Annotated in this window: 14 protein-coding genes; 5 read left to right on the plus strand and 9 right to left on the minus strand. The window is 70.2% G+C overall.

Translation table 11 applies throughout. The annotated features are described in order from the left end of the window. On the minus strand, nt 1-1,229 hold a 1,229-nt coding region (locus ABZS69_RS50725), incomplete at its 3' end, for an ABC transporter ATP-binding protein (protein WP_355387245.1). A 160-nt stretch (nt 1,230-1,389) separates the two neighbouring features. Here ABZS69_RS50725 and ABZS69_RS50730 point away from each other — a divergent pair. Further along, nucleotides 1,390-1,911 carry a snapalysin family zinc-dependent metalloprotease gene (locus ABZS69_RS50730; protein ID WP_355387248.1) on the plus strand — a complete coding sequence of 174 codons (522 nt, stop codon included), beginning with the start codon at nt 1,390-1,392 and terminating at the stop codon, nt 1,909-1,911. 38 nt (nt 1,912-1,949) lie between these two features. Here ABZS69_RS50730 and ABZS69_RS50735 read toward each other — a convergent pair whose 3' ends face one another. Both ABZS69_RS50735 and ABZS69_RS50740 read right to left on the minus strand, forming a co-directional pair. Continuing rightward, complete coding sequence (locus ABZS69_RS50735) at nt 1,950-4,367, minus strand: glycoside hydrolase family 3 N-terminal domain-containing protein (protein WP_355387251.1); 2,418 nt, start codon at nt 4,365-4,367, stop codon at nt 1,950-1,952. A gap of 110 nt (nt 4,368-4,477) precedes the next feature. Further along, nucleotides 4,478-4,885 (minus strand): nuclear transport factor 2 family protein, encoded by a 408-nt coding sequence (locus ABZS69_RS50740; protein WP_355387254.1) that lies wholly within the window; start codon nt 4,883-4,885, stop codon nt 4,478-4,480. A 110-nt stretch (nt 4,886-4,995) separates the two neighbouring features. Between ABZS69_RS50740 and ABZS69_RS50745 the strand changes: the two genes are divergently transcribed. Both ABZS69_RS50745 and ABZS69_RS50750 read left to right on the plus strand, forming a co-directional pair. Then, the gene (locus ABZS69_RS50745; protein ID WP_355387510.1) at nt 4,996-5,574 is read left to right on the plus strand and encodes a helix-turn-helix domain-containing protein; all 579 of its coding nucleotides are present in this window, start codon (nt 4,996-4,998) and stop codon (nt 5,572-5,574) included. Between the two features lie 194 nt (nt 5,575-5,768). Then, complete coding sequence (locus tag ABZS69_RS50750; RefSeq protein ID WP_355387257.1) at nt 5,769-6,182, plus strand: peptidase inhibitor family I36 protein; 414 nt, start codon at nt 5,769-5,771, stop codon at nt 6,180-6,182. Here the strand turns inward: ABZS69_RS50750 and ABZS69_RS50755 are convergent, their stop codons facing one another. Further along, nucleotides 6,183-6,809, minus strand: coding sequence for a helix-turn-helix domain-containing protein (locus ABZS69_RS50755; protein ID WP_355387260.1), 627 nt, complete (start codon nt 6,807-6,809; stop codon nt 6,183-6,185). An 84-nt stretch (nt 6,810-6,893) separates the two neighbouring features. Between ABZS69_RS50755 and ABZS69_RS50760 the strand changes: the two genes are divergently transcribed. Further along, nucleotides 6,894-7,931: a saccharopine dehydrogenase NADP-binding domain-containing protein gene (locus ABZS69_RS50760; RefSeq protein ID WP_355387263.1), complete on the plus strand. Its 1,038-nt coding sequence runs from the start codon at nt 6,894-6,896 to the stop codon at nt 7,929-7,931. Next, complete coding sequence (locus ABZS69_RS50765; protein WP_355387266.1) at nt 7,931-8,767, plus strand: NAD(P)H-binding protein; 837 nt, start codon at nt 7,931-7,933, stop codon at nt 8,765-8,767. Before ABZS69_RS50760 ends, ABZS69_RS50765 begins: the two co-directional genes overlap by 1 nt. Nucleotides 8,768-8,831: 64 nt before the next feature. Here the strand turns inward: ABZS69_RS50765 and ABZS69_RS50770 are convergent, their stop codons facing one another. The 5 genes from ABZS69_RS50770 to ABZS69_RS50790 form a co-directional block, all read right to left on the minus strand. Continuing rightward, nucleotides 8,832-10,544 carry an ABC transporter family substrate-binding protein gene (locus ABZS69_RS50770; RefSeq protein ID WP_355387269.1) on the minus strand — a complete coding sequence of 571 codons (1,713 nt, stop codon included), beginning with the start codon at nt 10,542-10,544 and terminating at the stop codon, nt 8,832-8,834. Beyond that, complete coding sequence (locus ABZS69_RS50775) at nt 10,541-12,610, minus strand: ABC transporter ATP-binding protein (protein ID WP_355387272.1); 2,070 nt, start codon at nt 12,608-12,610, stop codon at nt 10,541-10,543. The genes ABZS69_RS50770 and ABZS69_RS50775 overlap by 4 nt, the downstream gene beginning before the upstream one ends. After that, entirely contained in the window at nt 12,607-13,446 is an 840-nt protein-coding gene (locus ABZS69_RS50780) for an ABC transporter permease (RefSeq protein WP_355387275.1), read from the minus strand. The genes ABZS69_RS50775 and ABZS69_RS50780 overlap by 4 nt, the downstream gene beginning before the upstream one ends. Before the next feature lies 1 nt (nt 13,447). Beyond that, nucleotides 13,448-14,425 carry an ABC transporter permease gene (locus ABZS69_RS50785; RefSeq protein WP_355387278.1) on the minus strand — a complete coding sequence of 326 codons (978 nt, stop codon included), beginning with the start codon at nt 14,423-14,425 and terminating at the stop codon, nt 13,448-13,450. A gap of 342 nt (nt 14,426-14,767) precedes the next feature. Beyond that, on the minus strand, nt 14,768-15,748 hold the full coding sequence (locus tag ABZS69_RS50790) for an aminoglycoside phosphotransferase family protein (protein ID WP_355387281.1): 981 nt from the start codon (nt 15,746-15,748) through the stop codon (nt 14,768-14,770). Nucleotides 15,749-15,799 lie beyond the last annotated feature (51 nt).

Raw genomic sequence — 15,799 nt, forward strand, 5'->3', positions numbered from 1 at the left:
ACGAAGGCGATGACCTCGCCGCGTTTGATCTCGATGGACACCTCGCGCAGGGCGGGCTCCTCGGCGCCGGGGTAGGTGAAGGTGATGCCGGAGGCCGTGATGTGGTCGAAGCCGGCCGGGGCCGCGGCCGGGCGGGGGCCGGTCAGGCGGCGCTCGGCGTCCTCGCAGAACTCCAGGAAGTCGGTGAAGTAGAGGCCCTGCTCGTAGAGGCTGTTGGTGGCGTACAGGAAACCGCTCAGCGAGCTCTGCCCCGATCTGATCGCCAGGACCGCGGTGCCCGCCACCGCCAGCGGGATGGCGGCCACCGCCAGGAGCAGGCCGAGGGCCACGTAGACGAGGGCGGAGCCGACGCCGCCGAGGGCCTCGCCGACGAGCCGGGCGACGGTCTGGCGTTTGGCCAGTCGGAGCAGGACGTCCTGCTCGGCCGTGGCCACCGCGTCGTACATGCGCAGCAGGAAGCCGCGCATGGTGAACGAGCGCACCTCGGCCGCCGGGTCGCGCTCGGCCAGCAGCTCCGCGATGATCCACTTTCGGCGGCGGGCCGGGATGAGGCCGTACATGGTCGCGTAGCGCATGCGCGCGCTGCGGACCGCCGCCCAGGAGTCGGGCAGGACGGCGAGCAGCAGCAGCGGCAGGAGCACCGGATGGAGCAGGCCGAGCACGCCGGCCGCGGCCGCGATGCCGACCGCGGCCGTGACCACGTCGATGGCCGACGACACCACCCAGCCGGCCACGCCCACGCCCCGGCCTCTGGCACGTTCCAGGGCGTCGTGGAACTCCGGGTCGTCGTAGGCCACGAGCTCCACCCGGCTGGTCAGCCCGTACAGGCGCTCCTCCGTCAGCCGGGTGATCTGCGGGGTGAGGCGTGACTCCGCCCAGCCGGCGCCCGCCTGAACGGTCGTGCGCAGCACGGCCGCGCCGCCGACCAGGACGAGGCTGGGCAGCGCGGCCAGCACGCGATCGGGGGTCGGGCCCTCACTGAAGAGGGCGGTCAGGACGCCGGTGGTCGCCAGCAGGCCGAAGGCCGTGAAGACGCCGCCGAGGAGGTTGAGCGTGATCGTGGCCAGGGTGTCGCGCCGGCTGGCGCCCCAGGACATGCGCATCGCCTGCGCCACGAGCGAGGGCAGCCGCCTGGCGATGGTCAGGAAGCCGACCTCTGCCATCTTGTCGTTGTGGACGTTCCAGGTGGGGGTGGCGATCTCGCCGAGTTCGAGAGGCTCATCCTGCATGCTCTGAGTATGCGTTCGGCCACTGACAGTTTTGATGGGCCCGCTCTCCGCGACCGCTGAGGCGCCCGCCATATCACCGCGATAGGGGCAATCTGGTACGTCTCCTGGGGCGGGCGGCATGCATACCGTGGCGGCACCCCCAACTCCCGGAGGAGGCCCCGTGCCAAGACCCCTTCGTCTCGCGCTCTCCCTCTTACTCGGTCTCACGTTCCTGCTGGTCACCGCGCCCGCGCAGGCCGCGGCCCTGGTCAGGGTCGTCAGGTACGACGCGAGCAGGGCGGCCGAGTTCGTGTCCACGGTGAACCAGGCAGCCCAGGTCTGGAACTCCAGCGTCGTCAACGTCCGGCTCGTCCAGGGAACACCCGCCGACTTCGTCGTGTACGCCGACAACGGCTGGCCGCGCGCGCTGCCCACCAGCCTGGGCCGCGGCACGATCTGGATCGGCAGGGAGGCCACCGCGCAGGGCTACAACCCGCTGCGCATCTCCACCCACGAGATCGGCCACATCCTGGGCCTGCCCGACCGGCGCACCGGGCTGTGCTCCGACCTGATGTCAGGGTCGAGCGCACCCGTGAGCTGCACCAACGCGAACCCGAGCGCCGCCGAACGCGCCGAGGTCGACCGCAACTTCGCCGGCAGCACGCCGGCGGTCGAGTTCGACCGGCTGCACGTCGACCGCTGACCGTGACCGGGTGACGGAGGGGCCGGGCGGCCCTTCCGTCATCCGCAGGCGTAGCCGGACGGCAGGCGGCCGTCGCCGTCGGGGCGGCTCCCCTGGAAGCCGAACGACGTGCTCGCCCCCGGGGCGAGCGAGCCGTTGTGCGCGGCGTTGCGGGCGGTGACGGCCTGGCCGGACGTGCTCATCGTGACGTTCCACCCCCCGACGATCGTGTGCCCTGGCGGCACCGTGAAGGTGACGGCCCAACTGGTCAGGGGCGTGGTGCCGGTGTTGGTCACGGTGACCTGGACGACGTACCCGGTGCCCCACTGGCTCTGCACGGTCGCGGCGGCCGTGCAGCCGCCCGCCTGAGCGCCGCCCGTCGTCACGCTCACCGTTCCCGAGCGGGGCGAGCGGTTGCCCGCCGCGTCCCTGGCGTACACGGCGAAGGTGTACGAAGTGCCCGCCGTCAGCCCCGTGACGGTGGCCGAGGCCGTCGTGCTCGTGGTCACCGTCGTCTCCGTCGAGCTCTGCACGCGGACCACGTCGTACCCCGTCACCCCCACGTCGTCGCCGGAGGCGGCCCACGTCAGGGTCGCGGACGACGAGGTGACCGCGGAGGCCGCCGGCGTGCCTGGCGCGGTGGGCGGGCTGGTGTCCCCCTGCGCGTACGTCAGCCCGAACCCGTACGGGAACAGCGGCGTCTTCCCGTCCCCTGAGTTGATCGGCTGCTGGGACGCGCTGCTCATCCACGTCATGGGCAGCTTGCCGGCCGGCTGGACGGCCCCGAACAGCACGTCCGCCACCCCCTGCCCCTCGGTGCCCGGCAGCCAGGCGGCCACCAGCGCGTTCCAGCCGGACAGCTGGGAGGCGATGTCGAGGGGGCGCCCCGAGACCAGCACCACGACGACCGGGACGCCGGACGCTCTCAGGTTCGCGATGGTGTTGAGGTCGGCGGCGTCCAGCCCGAGGCCGCCGGGCCGGTCGCCCTGGCCCTCGGCGTACGGCGTCTCGCCGACCACCGCGACGGCGACGCGGTAGGAGGAGTCGATGCCGGTGCCGTCCTGGCTGTAGGTGACGGTCGTGCCGGAGCCCGCGCCGTTCCTGATGCCCTGCAGGATGGTGGTGCCCGGGGTGATGTTGCCGGACGAGCCCTGCCAGGAGATCGTCCAGCCGCCGCTCTGGTAGCCGATGTTGTCCGCGCTCCTGCCGGCCACGAAGATCTTGCCGCCGCGGGCGAGCGGCAGCACGTTCCCGGCGTTCTTCAGCACGACCTGCGACCTGGCCACCGCCTCGCGGGCCAGCGCGCGGTGCGCCGCGCTGCCCACGGTCGAGGTGTACGAGCGGTCCGTCAGCGGCTTCTCGAACAGGCCGAGCTCGAACTTCTTGGTCAGGATGCGCCGTACCGCGTCGTCGACCCTGGCCGTGGTCACCCGGCCGGCCTGCACCTCGGCCCGCAGCAGGTCGATGAACTGGCGCCAGGCCGTGGGGACCATCACCATGTCGACGCCCGCGTTCACGGCGGTGCGCACGTCGAGCGCGGACGTGCCGGTGGCGCCGTCGATCTGGTCGATGCCGTTCCAGTCGGAGACCACGAACCCCGAGAAGCCCAGCTCGCCCTTGAGCACCGTGGTGATCAGGTACTGGTGTCCGTGCAGCCTGGCGCCGTTCCAGCTGCTGAACGAGATCATCACCGAGCCCACCCCGCGCTCCACCGCGGCCCTGAACGGCGGCAGGTGGATCGCCCGCAGATCGGCCTCGGACAGCTGGGTGTCGCCCTGGTCGACGCCACCCGCGGTGCCGCCGTCGCCGACGTAGTGCTTGGCGGTGGCGAGCACGGACGCGGGGCCGTTCAGCGTGGCGCCCTGCAGGCCCGTGACGATCGTGGCCATCGACGCGGTCAGCTCCGGCGTCTCGCCGAAGGACTCGTACGTGCGGCCCCACCGGTCGTTGCGGGCCACGCACAGGCAGGGGGCGAAGTCCCAGTCGACGCCGGTGCCCGACACCTCCTCTGCCACGGCCCGGCCGACGCGCTCGACCAGGGCGGGATCCCGGGTGGCGCCGAGGCCGATGTTGTGCGGGAAGATCGTGGCGCCGACGACGTTGTTGTGGCCGTGCACGGCGTCGGCGCCGTAGAGGATGGGGATGCCGAGCGGCGTGGCCAGGGCCGCGTTCTGGTATCCGTCGTACATGTCCGCCCAGGACGCGGCCGTGTTGGGCGACGGCGCGGAGCCGCCGCCCGACAGCACCGAGCCGAGCCGGTACGTGGTGACGTCGGAGTTGCCGACCGAGCCGCGTTCGGCCTGGGTCATCTGGCCGAGCTTCTCGTCCAGCGTCATCCTGGACATGAGGTCGGCCACCCGGGTGGGCACGGGCAGGCTCGGGTCCTGGTAGGGGGCGGCGAGCGCCCGGGGAACGACCAGTCCGGCGGCGACGAGCAGCGGCACGGCCGCCTTGATCGCCCACTGTCTGCTGCTCATGGCACGTCCAGAGGTTTGGGAGCGCTCCCAAAACTCTAGAACACCCCCGCCCGGCCGCCCAGCCCCAGCCCGCGGCCATACCCCTCACCAGCGGGGACAGGGTGAAAGTTTCACCCCCGCGGACGGGCGAACGGCGGCGGCGCCGACGCGTCCTGGAGCGGGCCGCTGAGCTGGAGGTTGGCGATCACCCAGCGCTCGCCCTGCCTGAGGGCGACCAGGGTCACCCTGAACGAGTCGTTGACCTCGTGCCCCCTGACCGACGTGCGCTGCTCCTGCACGCCGTGCACGATCGCGGCGTCGCCGTGCAGGCGCACCTGCGGGTCGAGGATCTCGAAGTGGTGGTTCTTCAGATCGCCCCGATGCCGGCCGGCCCACTGCTGTTTGTCCAGCTTGAACCCCACGGGACCGATGCCCGCGAAGTCCTCGCCGAGGAGGTCGCCGAAGGCGTCCGCGTCACCGTCCAGCTCGGCCCGCGCCCAGCGGCGAACGAGGTCGAGGACCTGCTCCTGGCTGCTCATGATCTGCCCCTCTCAATAACCGGGGAAAAATTCCCCACTTAAATCTGGCACGACTCCCCGACCGGCACAACCCCAACCGGGGAGTTTTCCCCCATATGCTGGTGAGTGTGATGGTCAAGCCCATGCGGGCCGACGCACGGCGCAACCTGGAGCAGATCCTGCTCGCCGCCCGCGACATGGTCGCCGAGCGGGGCCCCGACGTCCCGCTCGACGACATCGCCCGCCGTGCCGGGGTCGGCAGCGCCACGCTCTACCGCCGCTTCCCCGACCGCGACGCCCTGCTGCGCGCGGTCGCGCTGGACGCCCTGACCAGGACCGCCGCCGCGGCCAAGGCGGCGGCCGAGGAGGAGCGCGATCCGTTCGAGGCGCTGGCGCGCTACCTGCGCGAGGCGCTCGAACTGCGGGTCTCGGCCGTGCTCCCGGCCCTGCTCGACGCGGTGGACCCGGCGAACGACCCGGTGCTGTCACCCGTACGCGAGGAGGCCGCCCGCACCATCCGCCAGATGATCTCCGACGCCCACGCGGCGGGGGCGCTGCCGGAGGGCGTCACGTTCATGGACATCACGACCATGCTCGTACGGATCTCCCGCCCTCTCCCCGGGCCGCTCACGGACGCGGCCAAGCACGCGCTCGCCCGGCGCCACCTGGAGCTGTTCATCCGCGGCCTCCGGGCGATGGGACCGGCGTGAACCTTTCACCGCGGCTCGGCAGCGTAGGCACGGGCGCGACACGGACGCAGCGGGCAGGCGGAGTGGCGTTGCGGGCGCAGTGGTGGGGCCGGGTCGCGAGAGGGGACGCGAAGCGGCGTTGGCGAACCCCCTTTCCTGACAAGATCCCGCCCTGTATGTTCGATCCGAAAGAAAGTTTCACCAATGGAGGAACATTGGGCAAGAAGCTTCACATTCTGGCATTACCGATCGCCGCCGCGGCCCTCGCGCTGACGGCCGTGCCCGCGCAGGCGGCCGACGGTTATGACCGTTGCCCCGCCAACTACTACTGCCTGTTCTCCGGCCTGGACGGCACGGGCGACATCGTCCAGATCCAGAGCAACACCCCGGACCTGGCCGCCCTCAACATGGCCGACCGCGCGAAGTCCGACTGGAACCGCACGAGCTCGACCATCCACCTCTACTCGGAGGCGAACTACGGCGGCTGCTCCGCCGTGACCGTGGCCGGCGGGAAGGGCAACTTCTTCAGCTCGTTCCGCGACTTCTTCAACTCCGTACGCGTCGGCGGGCCGAACGGCCCGGCCTGCGAGACCTTCGCCAAGGCCGGCCGCACCGACTCGCACGGCTGATCACGGCCTGAGCGCCGCCAGGAAGCGGTCGGCCTCCGCGGCGATCCGCGGCAGGTCGGCCGCCGGGTCGGCGGAGCGGGCCAGCAGCATCCCCCCTTCGCACAACGCGCCGAAGACGAGCTGCGCGCGGATGGGCAGGTCGCCGTCGGCCACGCGCCCACCCGCCCCAGCCAGGTCGCCGTCGGTCGCCAACCCGTCCGCCGTGGCCAACTGGAGCCCGGCGAGCAGGACCCGCAGCGTGTGACCGTACTCGATCTCGCGGACCGTCTCCCAGCCCAGCACCGACGGCGCGTCAAGCAGGACGATCTGCCGGAACCCCGGATCGAGGCAGCGCTCGAGAAACGTGCGGCAGCCGCGCCGCAGCGCCGCCCACGGGTCGGCCTCCGAGAGGGCGGCCCGCTCCAGGGCGGCGGCGACCTCCTCCTGCTCCCCCACGAACGCCGCCCGAAACAGCGCGACCTTTCCGTTGAAGTGGTGGTAGGCCGCCCCCTTGGTCACCCCGGCCGCGGCGGCCACCGCGTCGATCGACGTGAGCGTGTAGCCATGGGCCCCGAACAGCTCCCGCGCGGCCCGCACCAGCCGCCCCGTCGTCTCGTCCGATCGCTCTGCCTGGGTACGGCGGATCATCGCGCTCCCATTGACTTGCATACTCGCGGTACGTAACTTCGAAGCACAGTTACATACCGCCAGTATGAAACATGGAGGTGAGTCGTGTCCCCCTCGTCCTCGCCGCGCATCGCCGTCTACGGCGCCACCGGTCACACCGGGCGGCTGGTGGCCGCGGAGCTCCGCGCCCGCGGCAAGGAGGTCATCCTGGCCGGCCGCGACGGCGCAGCGCTCAAGACCCTGTCCGACGAGCTCGGCGGGGCGCCCTTCCACCAGGCCCCGCTGGACGACCCCGCCGCGCTGCGCGCGCTCGCGGAGCAGTCGGCCGTGCTGATCCACTGCGCGGGCCCGTTCACGCACACCGGCAAGCCCGTCGCCACGGCGGCGGCCGAGGGCGGCTGCCACTACGTGGACCACGCCCTGGAGCAGCACCACACGAAGTGGATGTTCGACGTCATGCCAGAGCCCGCGAGGAGAGCGGGCATCACCATGGTCACGGCCATGAGCTTCTACGGCGGGACGGGCGACCTGCTCGCCGCCGCCGTGGCCGACGGCCTGACGGACATCGAACGGGTGATCACCGCCTACGCGGTGTCCGGCTGGCGGCTGACGACGGGCGCCAAGCAGACCGCCGAGCTGCTGTTCGCCGACACCCGGCGGATCACCTACAGCGACGGCGAGCAGCACGTCGGCTACGTCGAGCCGCGCAACGCCGTCTTCCCGTTCCCGCCGCCGCTCGGCCCGCGCACGATGATCGCCCCCGTCCCGTTCTCCGAGGTCGTCACCGTCCCCAGGCACGTACGCACGCGCAGGGTCGAGGCGCAGCTCACGGCGGACACGTTCCAGGAGGAGCAGGTGTTCACCAGCGAGGACGCCGACGCCGGGACGCGGGCGGGCTCCGCGTTCACGGTCGCCGCGCAGGTCATCACCGCCGACGGCGGCGGCGGGGCCGGGCAGGTCAGCGGGCGCGACCTGTGGCGCATGAGCGCGCTGGCCTCGGTGGAGGCCGCCGTCCGCTTGGCCGCGGACCCGGGCAGCCCCGGCGTGTACGGCCCGGCCGAGGCGTTCCCCGCCGGGCCGTTCCTGCGCGACCTGGAGCGGCTCGGCCTGTTCACCCTCACCCTGCCCGGGAAGGAGGCGTGATGATCCTGGTCACGGGAGCGGCCGGCGGCCCGCAGGGCTCGACCGGCCGGCACGTCACGAACCTGCTGCTGCAGCGCGGCCAGGCGGTGCGCGCCTTCGTGCACTCCGACGACCACCGGGCCGATGAGCTGCGCAAGCTCGGGGCGGAGGTGGTGGTCGGCGACCTCAGGGAGATCGCGTCGGTGCGGCCCGCCATGCGCGGGATCAGCAGGGCGTTCTTCACCTATCCGGTGACGGCCGGGCTGCTCGACGCCACCGGCGTGTTCGCCGCCGCGGCCAGGGAGGAGGGGGTGGCGCGCGTGGTCGAGGTGTCGCAGCTCGACGCCTCCCCCGAGGCCCTCACGCCGCGGATGCGCCGGCACTGGGTGGCGGAGCAGGTGTTCGACTGGGCCGGGGTGGGCGCGGTGCACCTGCGGGCCGCCGTCTTCTTCGAGAACCTGGCCTTCGCCGCCGCGGGCGGCACGCTGGCGCTCCCACTGGGGCCGCGCGACACGCGGATCCCGCTGGTCGCGGGCGAGGACGTGGCCAGGGTCGCCGCCGGGCTCCTGCTCGACCGCGGACCGGCCGACCCGGTGTGCCTGGTGACCGGGCAGCTGGCGACGATCGGGGAGGCGGCGGACGCGCTCGGGCTCTCGTACGCCGATCTGCCGCCCGAGGAGTGGGAGGCGCGGGCGCCGGGCGTCTACGGCGACCCGTACACGGTCGATCACCTGACGCACCTGTGGGCGATCTTCCGTCTCATCGGCTCCGGCGACCACCCGCTCTACCGGGTCACCGAGAGCATCGAGCGTTACGGCGGCCGCCCGCCCATGACGCTGCGGGAGTTCGCCGGATAAATCCGGAGGAATGGGGAAACCCCCGGCCGAGGAGCGACCGGGGGTTCCGTGGAGAGGGCTGGGATCAGCCGGTGAAGCCGACCGACGTCCAGTCGATGTACGCGTAGCCGCGGGCGCCGTAGTTGGCGACCGTCTTCTTGACCACCTTGATCTCGGGGCGCTGGTACAGCGGGATGGTGTGCACCATGTCCCAGATCAGCTTGTCGGCCTCGTTGGCCTTCTCGGCGGCCTTGGTCGGGTCCGTCTCGCCGACCGCGGCGTCGATGGCCGCGTCCAGCGCCGGGTCGCTGCCCTTCGGGAAGTTGCTCTCGGAGCCGGTGTAGTAGATCTGCTTGAGGCTGCCGATCGGCAGGGGCGTGCCGATCCAGGAGAACGGCACCAGGTCGAAGTCGCCCTTGATGATGTAGTCGGTGAAGAACTTGTCATCGGGGACCGGGCGGATCGTGACCTTGATCCCGGCCTCCTTGAGCATGGCCTGGGTGAGCTCGCCCTCCGTCTTCGCGGTCGGCACGCCCGCGGGGACGACGAAGGTCAGGTCGAACTCCTTGCCGTCCTTCTTGCGGTAGTCGCCCTCCTGCTTCCAGCCGGCCGCGTCGAGCAGCTGCTTGGCCTTTTCCAGGTTGTACTTGCCGAGGTCGCCGGAGTTGTCGACGTAGGCCTTGTGGTTGTTCATGAAGACGTGGTTGCCGAGCGTCTGGATCGGCCAGTCCATGTCCTTCAGGTCGGACTGCGTGATCACCTCACGGTTGATCCCGTACGCGACGGCGTGCCGGACGTTCTTGTCCTTCAGGAACTCGCTCTGGTTGTTGACGGTGATGTGCCGCCAGTTCGGGCTGAGCGACTTGCGGACGTCCGCGCCGGGGACCTCCTTGGCCCGCTTGAGGTCGGCCGGGTTGCCCGCCTGGATCGCGACCTCGTCGAGCTCGCCGTTGGCGAAGGCGTTCACCTCGGCGGCGGGCGTCTCGATCGTGCGGAAGATCACCTTGTCGAGCTTGGACTTCTGGCCCCACCACTTGTCGTCACGCACGAGCGTGAGCGTCTTGGTGCCCTCGTCGATCTTCTCGACCTTGAAGGGGCCCGAGGTGACCGGGATCTTCTGCAGGTAGTCCTTCTCGTACTTCTCGGGGTCGAGCATGTGCGAGGCGGGGAAGAGGTGCGAGGTGCCCCGGTTGAACATGCCCTGCCACTCGAGGTACGGCTTGGCGAAGGTGATGACGGCGACCTTGTCCGTGGCGCCCTTCGTCACCGACTCGATCTTGTCCCAGCCGTCCGTGGAAGCCGGCTTGTACTTCTTGTCCTTGCCGTTGTTGATCTTCCAGGCGGCCTCGAGGTCCTTCCACGTGATCGGCGTGCCGTCCGACCACACGGCCTTGTCGTTGAGCGTGTAGGTGACGACCTGCTTGCCGTCCACCGTCTCGTTCTTGACGTCGGTGACGTAGTCCTTGTTCGGCGTGAAGTTGGCCTCAGCGTCGGCCATCATCAGCTGGGGCATGAACACGTCGAGCATGTCCGCCGTGTCGGCCTGGTTGCCGTCGACGTGGTTGCCGTTCCACTGGCTCGGCCACTGGCCGACCGCCAGGGTCAGCGTGCCGCCGTCCTTGACCTGCGCGTACGGCACCGGGTTGATGCTGATGGCCGGGGTCTCCGCCATCTGCTGCTGGGCCTGCTGCGACTGCTCGGCGCTCGGCTTCTTGCTCTCCGTGCCACCGCCGCCGCAAGCCGCCACGGCCATCGCCAGGACAGCGAGCCCTGCCGCCGCCCGGTATCGAACCTTCACTCTTCCTCCTGATTGTCCGAGGCCGTGATGACCTCGATCTCCTCCGCGTAGTGGCAGGCGGCGCCGTGATCCACGGCGTTCGCGAGCCGGGCAACCGAGGGCTCCTCTTCCACGCACCGCTGCCGCTCCGCCTCGCCGAGCTGGGCGAACTTCGGACAGCGAGTGCGGAACCTGCAGCCAGACGGCGGGTCGGCCGGGCTGGGCAGGTCGCCTTCGAGCAGGATGCGCACGCGGGTGCGCTCCATCTCGGGGTCGGGCAAGGGGATCGCCGACAGCAGCGCCTGCGTGTACGGGTGCGCTGGACGGTCGTAGACGTTCTCGACCGTTCCGATCTCGGCGATCCTGCCCAGGTACATGACGGCGACGCGGTCGGCGAGGTGCCTGACCACGGCCAGGTCGTGGGCCACGAACAGGTAGGACAGGCCCAGCCTGTTCTTGAGCTCCTCCAGCAGGTTGATCACGCCTGCCTGGATGGACACGTCGAGCGCGGACACCGGCTCGTCCAGCACCAGCAGCTTCGGCTCCAGCGCGAGCGCGCGGGCGATGCCGATGCGCTGCCGCTGGCCGCCGGAGAACTGGCTCGGATAGCGTTCGGCGTGCTCGGGCGAGAGCCCGACGAGCTGGAGCAGCTCCGCCACCCGGGCCGAGGCGTTCTTCCTGCCGTGCGCGCGCAGCGGCTCGGCGATGATGTCGCCGACCGGCATGCGCGGGTCGAGCGCGGCCATCGGGTCCTGGAAGACGATCTGCAGGTCGCCCCGGAGCTCCTTGCGGGCGGCCTTGTCCAGCTTGGCGCTGTCCTTGCCGAGCACCACGACCCGCCCGCCCTGCGGCGGCTGGAGCTGCATGATCTGCTGCAGCGTGGTCGTCTTGCCGCAGCCGGACTCCCCGACCAGGGCCAGCGTCTCGCCCTCGGCTATGTCGAGGCTGATGCCGTCGACCGCGAACACGGTGCCGACGCGGCGCTTGAAGACCGCGCCCTTCATCAGCGGGTAGTGCCTGATCATGTCGTCGAGCTCGAGCACCGTGGCGCGCTCGGTGCGCGGCACGCGTACCACGTCACTCGGCGGGATGACCGGCACGGGGAACACGTCGGGCCCGGTCAGGCCCTTGTGCTCGATCTCGTGCGAGCGGATGCACGCCACGTGGCGACCGCCGCCGAAAGGCGTCAGCGGCGGCTCCTCGTCGTCGCACATGTCCACCTTCATCGGGCAGCGCGGCGCGAAGGGGCAGCCCGGCGGCAGCGCCGACGGCGACGGCGGGTTGCCCTCGATCGGAACGAGCGGCCCCTCCTCGCCGTCGACCCTGGGGATCGAGGCGAGCAGACCCATCGTGTACGGCATCCGCGGCCGGTAGTAGATGTCGTCCACCGGCCCCTGCTCGACCGGCCGGCCCGCGTACATGACCAGCACCCGGTCGGCCATGCCGGCGATGACGCCCAGGTCATGGGTGATCATCACGATGCCGGCGCCCGTCTCCCGCTGCGCGGTCTTGAGCACCTCCAGCACCTGCGCCTGGATGGTCACGTCGAGCGCGGTCGTCGGCTCGTCGCAGATCAGCAGGTCGGGGTCGTTGGCGATGGCCATGGCGATCATCGCCCGCTGGCGCATGCCGCCCGAGAACTCGTGCGGGAACGCCTTGGCCCGCAGGTCCGGGTTCGGGATGCCGACCAGGTCGAGCAGCTCGACGGCCCGCTTGGCGGCCTTGTCCTTGGCCATCTTCTGGTGGACGCGCACGGCCTCGGCGATCTGGTCGCCGATCGTGTAGACGGGCGTGAACGCCGACAGCGGATCCTGGAAGATCATGCTGATCGCCTTGCCGCGTACCTTGATCAGCTCGTCCTCGTCCATGCCGAGCAGCTCGCGGCCGTGCAGCTTGGCCGAGCCGCTGACCACGGCGTTGCGCGGGAGCAGGCCCATGACCGCGAGCGAGGTCACGGACTTGCCGGAGCCGGACTCGCCGACGATGCCGAGCACCTCGCCGCGCTCCACCTCGTAGCTGACGCCGCGCACGGCCTCGATGCCGCCGGGGAAGGTGACGGTGAGGTCCTTGACCTCCAAGATGCTCACGAGTTGCTCCCCGGGTCGAGTGCGTCACGCAGGCCGTCACCGATCAGGTTCACGGCGAGCACCATGGCCACCAGCAGGCCGGCCGGGAAGACGAACAGCCACGGGTAACCGGTGGCGTTGCGCGAGCCCTCCGCGATCAGCGTGCCGAGCGAGACGTCCGGCGGTTGGATGCCGAAGCCGAAGAAGGACAGCGCCGCCTCGCCGATGATCGCGCCGCTGACGTTGAGCGTGGCGTCGATGATCAGCAAGGAGGACAGGTTGGGGACGATGTGCCGGAAGATGATCTTCCAGCGCGGGATGCCCATGTAGACGGCGGCCAGGACGTACTCCCGCTCGCGGAGCGAGAGCGTCATGCTGCGCACGACCCTGGAGGTGATCATCCAGGAGAACGCGGCGAGCAGCACCACGAACCAGAACCAGGAGCCGCCCTTCAACCTCGGCGAGATGATCGCGATGATCAGGAAGCTGGGCAGGACCAGCAGCAGGTCCACACCCCACATGAGCAGCTTGTCCGCCCAGCCGCCGAAATATCCGGCGAACGCTCCGACCACCGCGGCCAGGCCGGTGGCGATCAGCGCGACCAGCAGGCCGACGATGATCGACTTCTGCATGCCACGGAGCGTGACCGCGTACATGTCCTGGCCGATCGAGGTGGTGCCCCACCAGTGGTCGGCGTCGGGGGCCGACAGGAAGGCCATGAAGTCCTTGTCCGTCCAGTCGTACGCGCCGATGAAGGGGCCGACGTACGCCAGCAGGACCAGCAGGACCATGGCGGCTATGCCGTAACGGGCCTGCTTGTTGCGGAACAGGCGCCGGAGGACGACTTTCGAACGCATCTCAGCTCACCCGCACCCGAGGATCGAGGGCCGCCACCAGCACGTCGGACAGGAACGCGGCGAACAGGACACACACCGCCGCGAAGAAGGTCACCGCCGCGACGGAGTTGACGTCGTTCTGGTTGATCGAGTCGACCAGCCAGGCGCCCATGCCGTGCCAGTTGAAGATCTTCTCGGTGAAGGTGGCCCCGGTGAACATCGTGCCGAACGCGAACGCGAAGTACGTGGCCGAGGGGATCAGCGAGGTGCGCAGCGCGTGCTTGATCAGCGCGGTCCTGCGCCGCAGGCCCTTGGCCATGGCGGTGCGGACGAAGTCCTGGCCCAGCACGTCGAGCATCATGTTGCGCTGGATGCGGCTGTAGAACGCGATCGAGCCCAGGCTCAGCGAGATCGTGGGCAGGATCAGATGGTTCAGCCGGTTGAGGAACTGGTCCCAGCCCACCAGCTTCGGGTTGTACTCGCCGGTGTACTCGATCAGCGTGAACCCGAGCCCGTCGTTGAGGCTGTACGTCGCGATGGCCAGCACCGTGGCCAGCACGAACACCGGGATCGCCATGATCACGAAGGAGCTCACACCGATTAACCGGTCGCTGAACTTGTACTGTTTCACCGCCGAGATCGCGCCGAACGCCACCCCGACGGCGAAGCCCACCAGCGTGCCGATGAGCAGCAGCCGCAGGCTGACCATGATCCGGCGGCCCATCTCCTGGTTGACCGAGCCTCCGTTCCAGGTCTTGCCGAAGTCCCCGGTGATGACGCCCTTCGCCCACGTCCCGTACCGCACGAGCACCGGAACCTTGTCGTTCAGGTTGTAGCCGTCGAGCGTGGAGTCGATGACGGACTCGGCGATGGGAGGCTGGCGGGCCTCATACGCGGCTCGCGGGTTCATGGTGGTGGCCGCGAGCATGTACGCGAGACTCGCCGCTATGGCGACCAGGACCACGTTTATTGCCAACCTGCGGAGCAGGTACTTGCCCATTACTCTCCGTTCGCGCTGACGGGGGGCGCCCAACTCCGGGCCGGAGTGACGTCCCCGCAACGAAAACCCGTCTCGGGGTCGAAAAACCAGTTGCCACGAGATGGCGATCAACGCGCAGAATATAAGCAAAGATGTAACAGTCAGAAACCGTCCGACATAACGGTAAGGTCACCCGCAATAGATCGACAAGACCGATACGATCTCTTACCACAACCCATCTGACCTGCGTAAATGTCCCACTTTAGGCGCACTTTTACGGCTCCGTCAGGGCTGGTGTGTCACGAAATCCGGACATAAATTGACGACTACGCAAAGTGATCCACTTCACGGCGCTTCTCATCGTCAAGTGAGTTCGGACAGCACCTTGGCCACGGCCTCATAAGACTGCCCGACGCCGTCGTGGTTGCCCAGGCGGTGGCGCTCCAGCCGCACCGCCCCGAGATGGCGCACCTCATAGATCAGCGAACGCCAGGTCGCGGCCGGCCCCCGGTCCGGCTCCCCGTACGCCTCCCAGAACGCCACCCGCTCGTCCCGCTTCGCCGAGGCCATACGGATGGTCCAGTCCGCGGCCGGGTCGCCCCACGAGGTGCGGTCCAGGTCGAGCACGCCGGTGATCAGCGGCTCGGGGGCGCCTCGGGCGATCATGACGTTGACCGTCCACAGGTCGCCGGTGAGCAGGCGGGGCTCGGTGATCTCGTCGAGCACGGCGCGGCGCTCCGCCGCCAGGGCGGCGGCCTCGCGGACGTCGGCCGCGTCCAGGGCGCATCGGTCGAGGTCGGCCGCGATGTCCTCCAGGGAGGCGAGCACGGCCGCGCTCCAGGAGGCGTGCCCTTCGCCGGCGACCGGCCCGAACGCCGGCCCGCGCACCGCGTGGACGCTGCGGGCGATCTCCCCCAGCCGGCGGAAGAACGTCGTACGGGCCGTGCGCGGGTAGTCCCCCAGCCCCTCCGGCGCCGGCACCCCGTCGAGGAAGCTCTGCACGAGGTAGTCGCGGCCGATCAGCTCGTGCGACCAGTCCGCCGCGATGACCCGCGGCATCAGCGGCGCGATGACGGCGAGGTACGGCACGGTGGCGTACTCGTTGCGCATCAGCTCCCGCTCGGAGCCGAACTGCGCGGCGGGCTCCGGCGCGAACCGCACGACCACCGGCCGCGCCCGGCCCTCCACCATGACGCGATAGGTGCTGTTGTACGCCCCCAGCCCCAGCTCGACGGCGGACCGGGCGTCCCGCCCGAAGACGCGGCGGCACACGGCCTGGATGCGGTCGGGGCTCACCGGCCGCTGGAACGCGTCGGCCGCCCGCTCGATCGGCTGGAAATCCATCCGGCCATCCTCCTACACCCGGGAACGGCACGCGAAAAGCGCCATGACATC

It is taken from the genome of Nonomuraea sp. NPDC005650, assembly GCF_040605375.1.
Lineage (GTDB): Bacteria > Actinomycetota > Actinomycetes > Streptosporangiales > Streptosporangiaceae > Nonomuraea.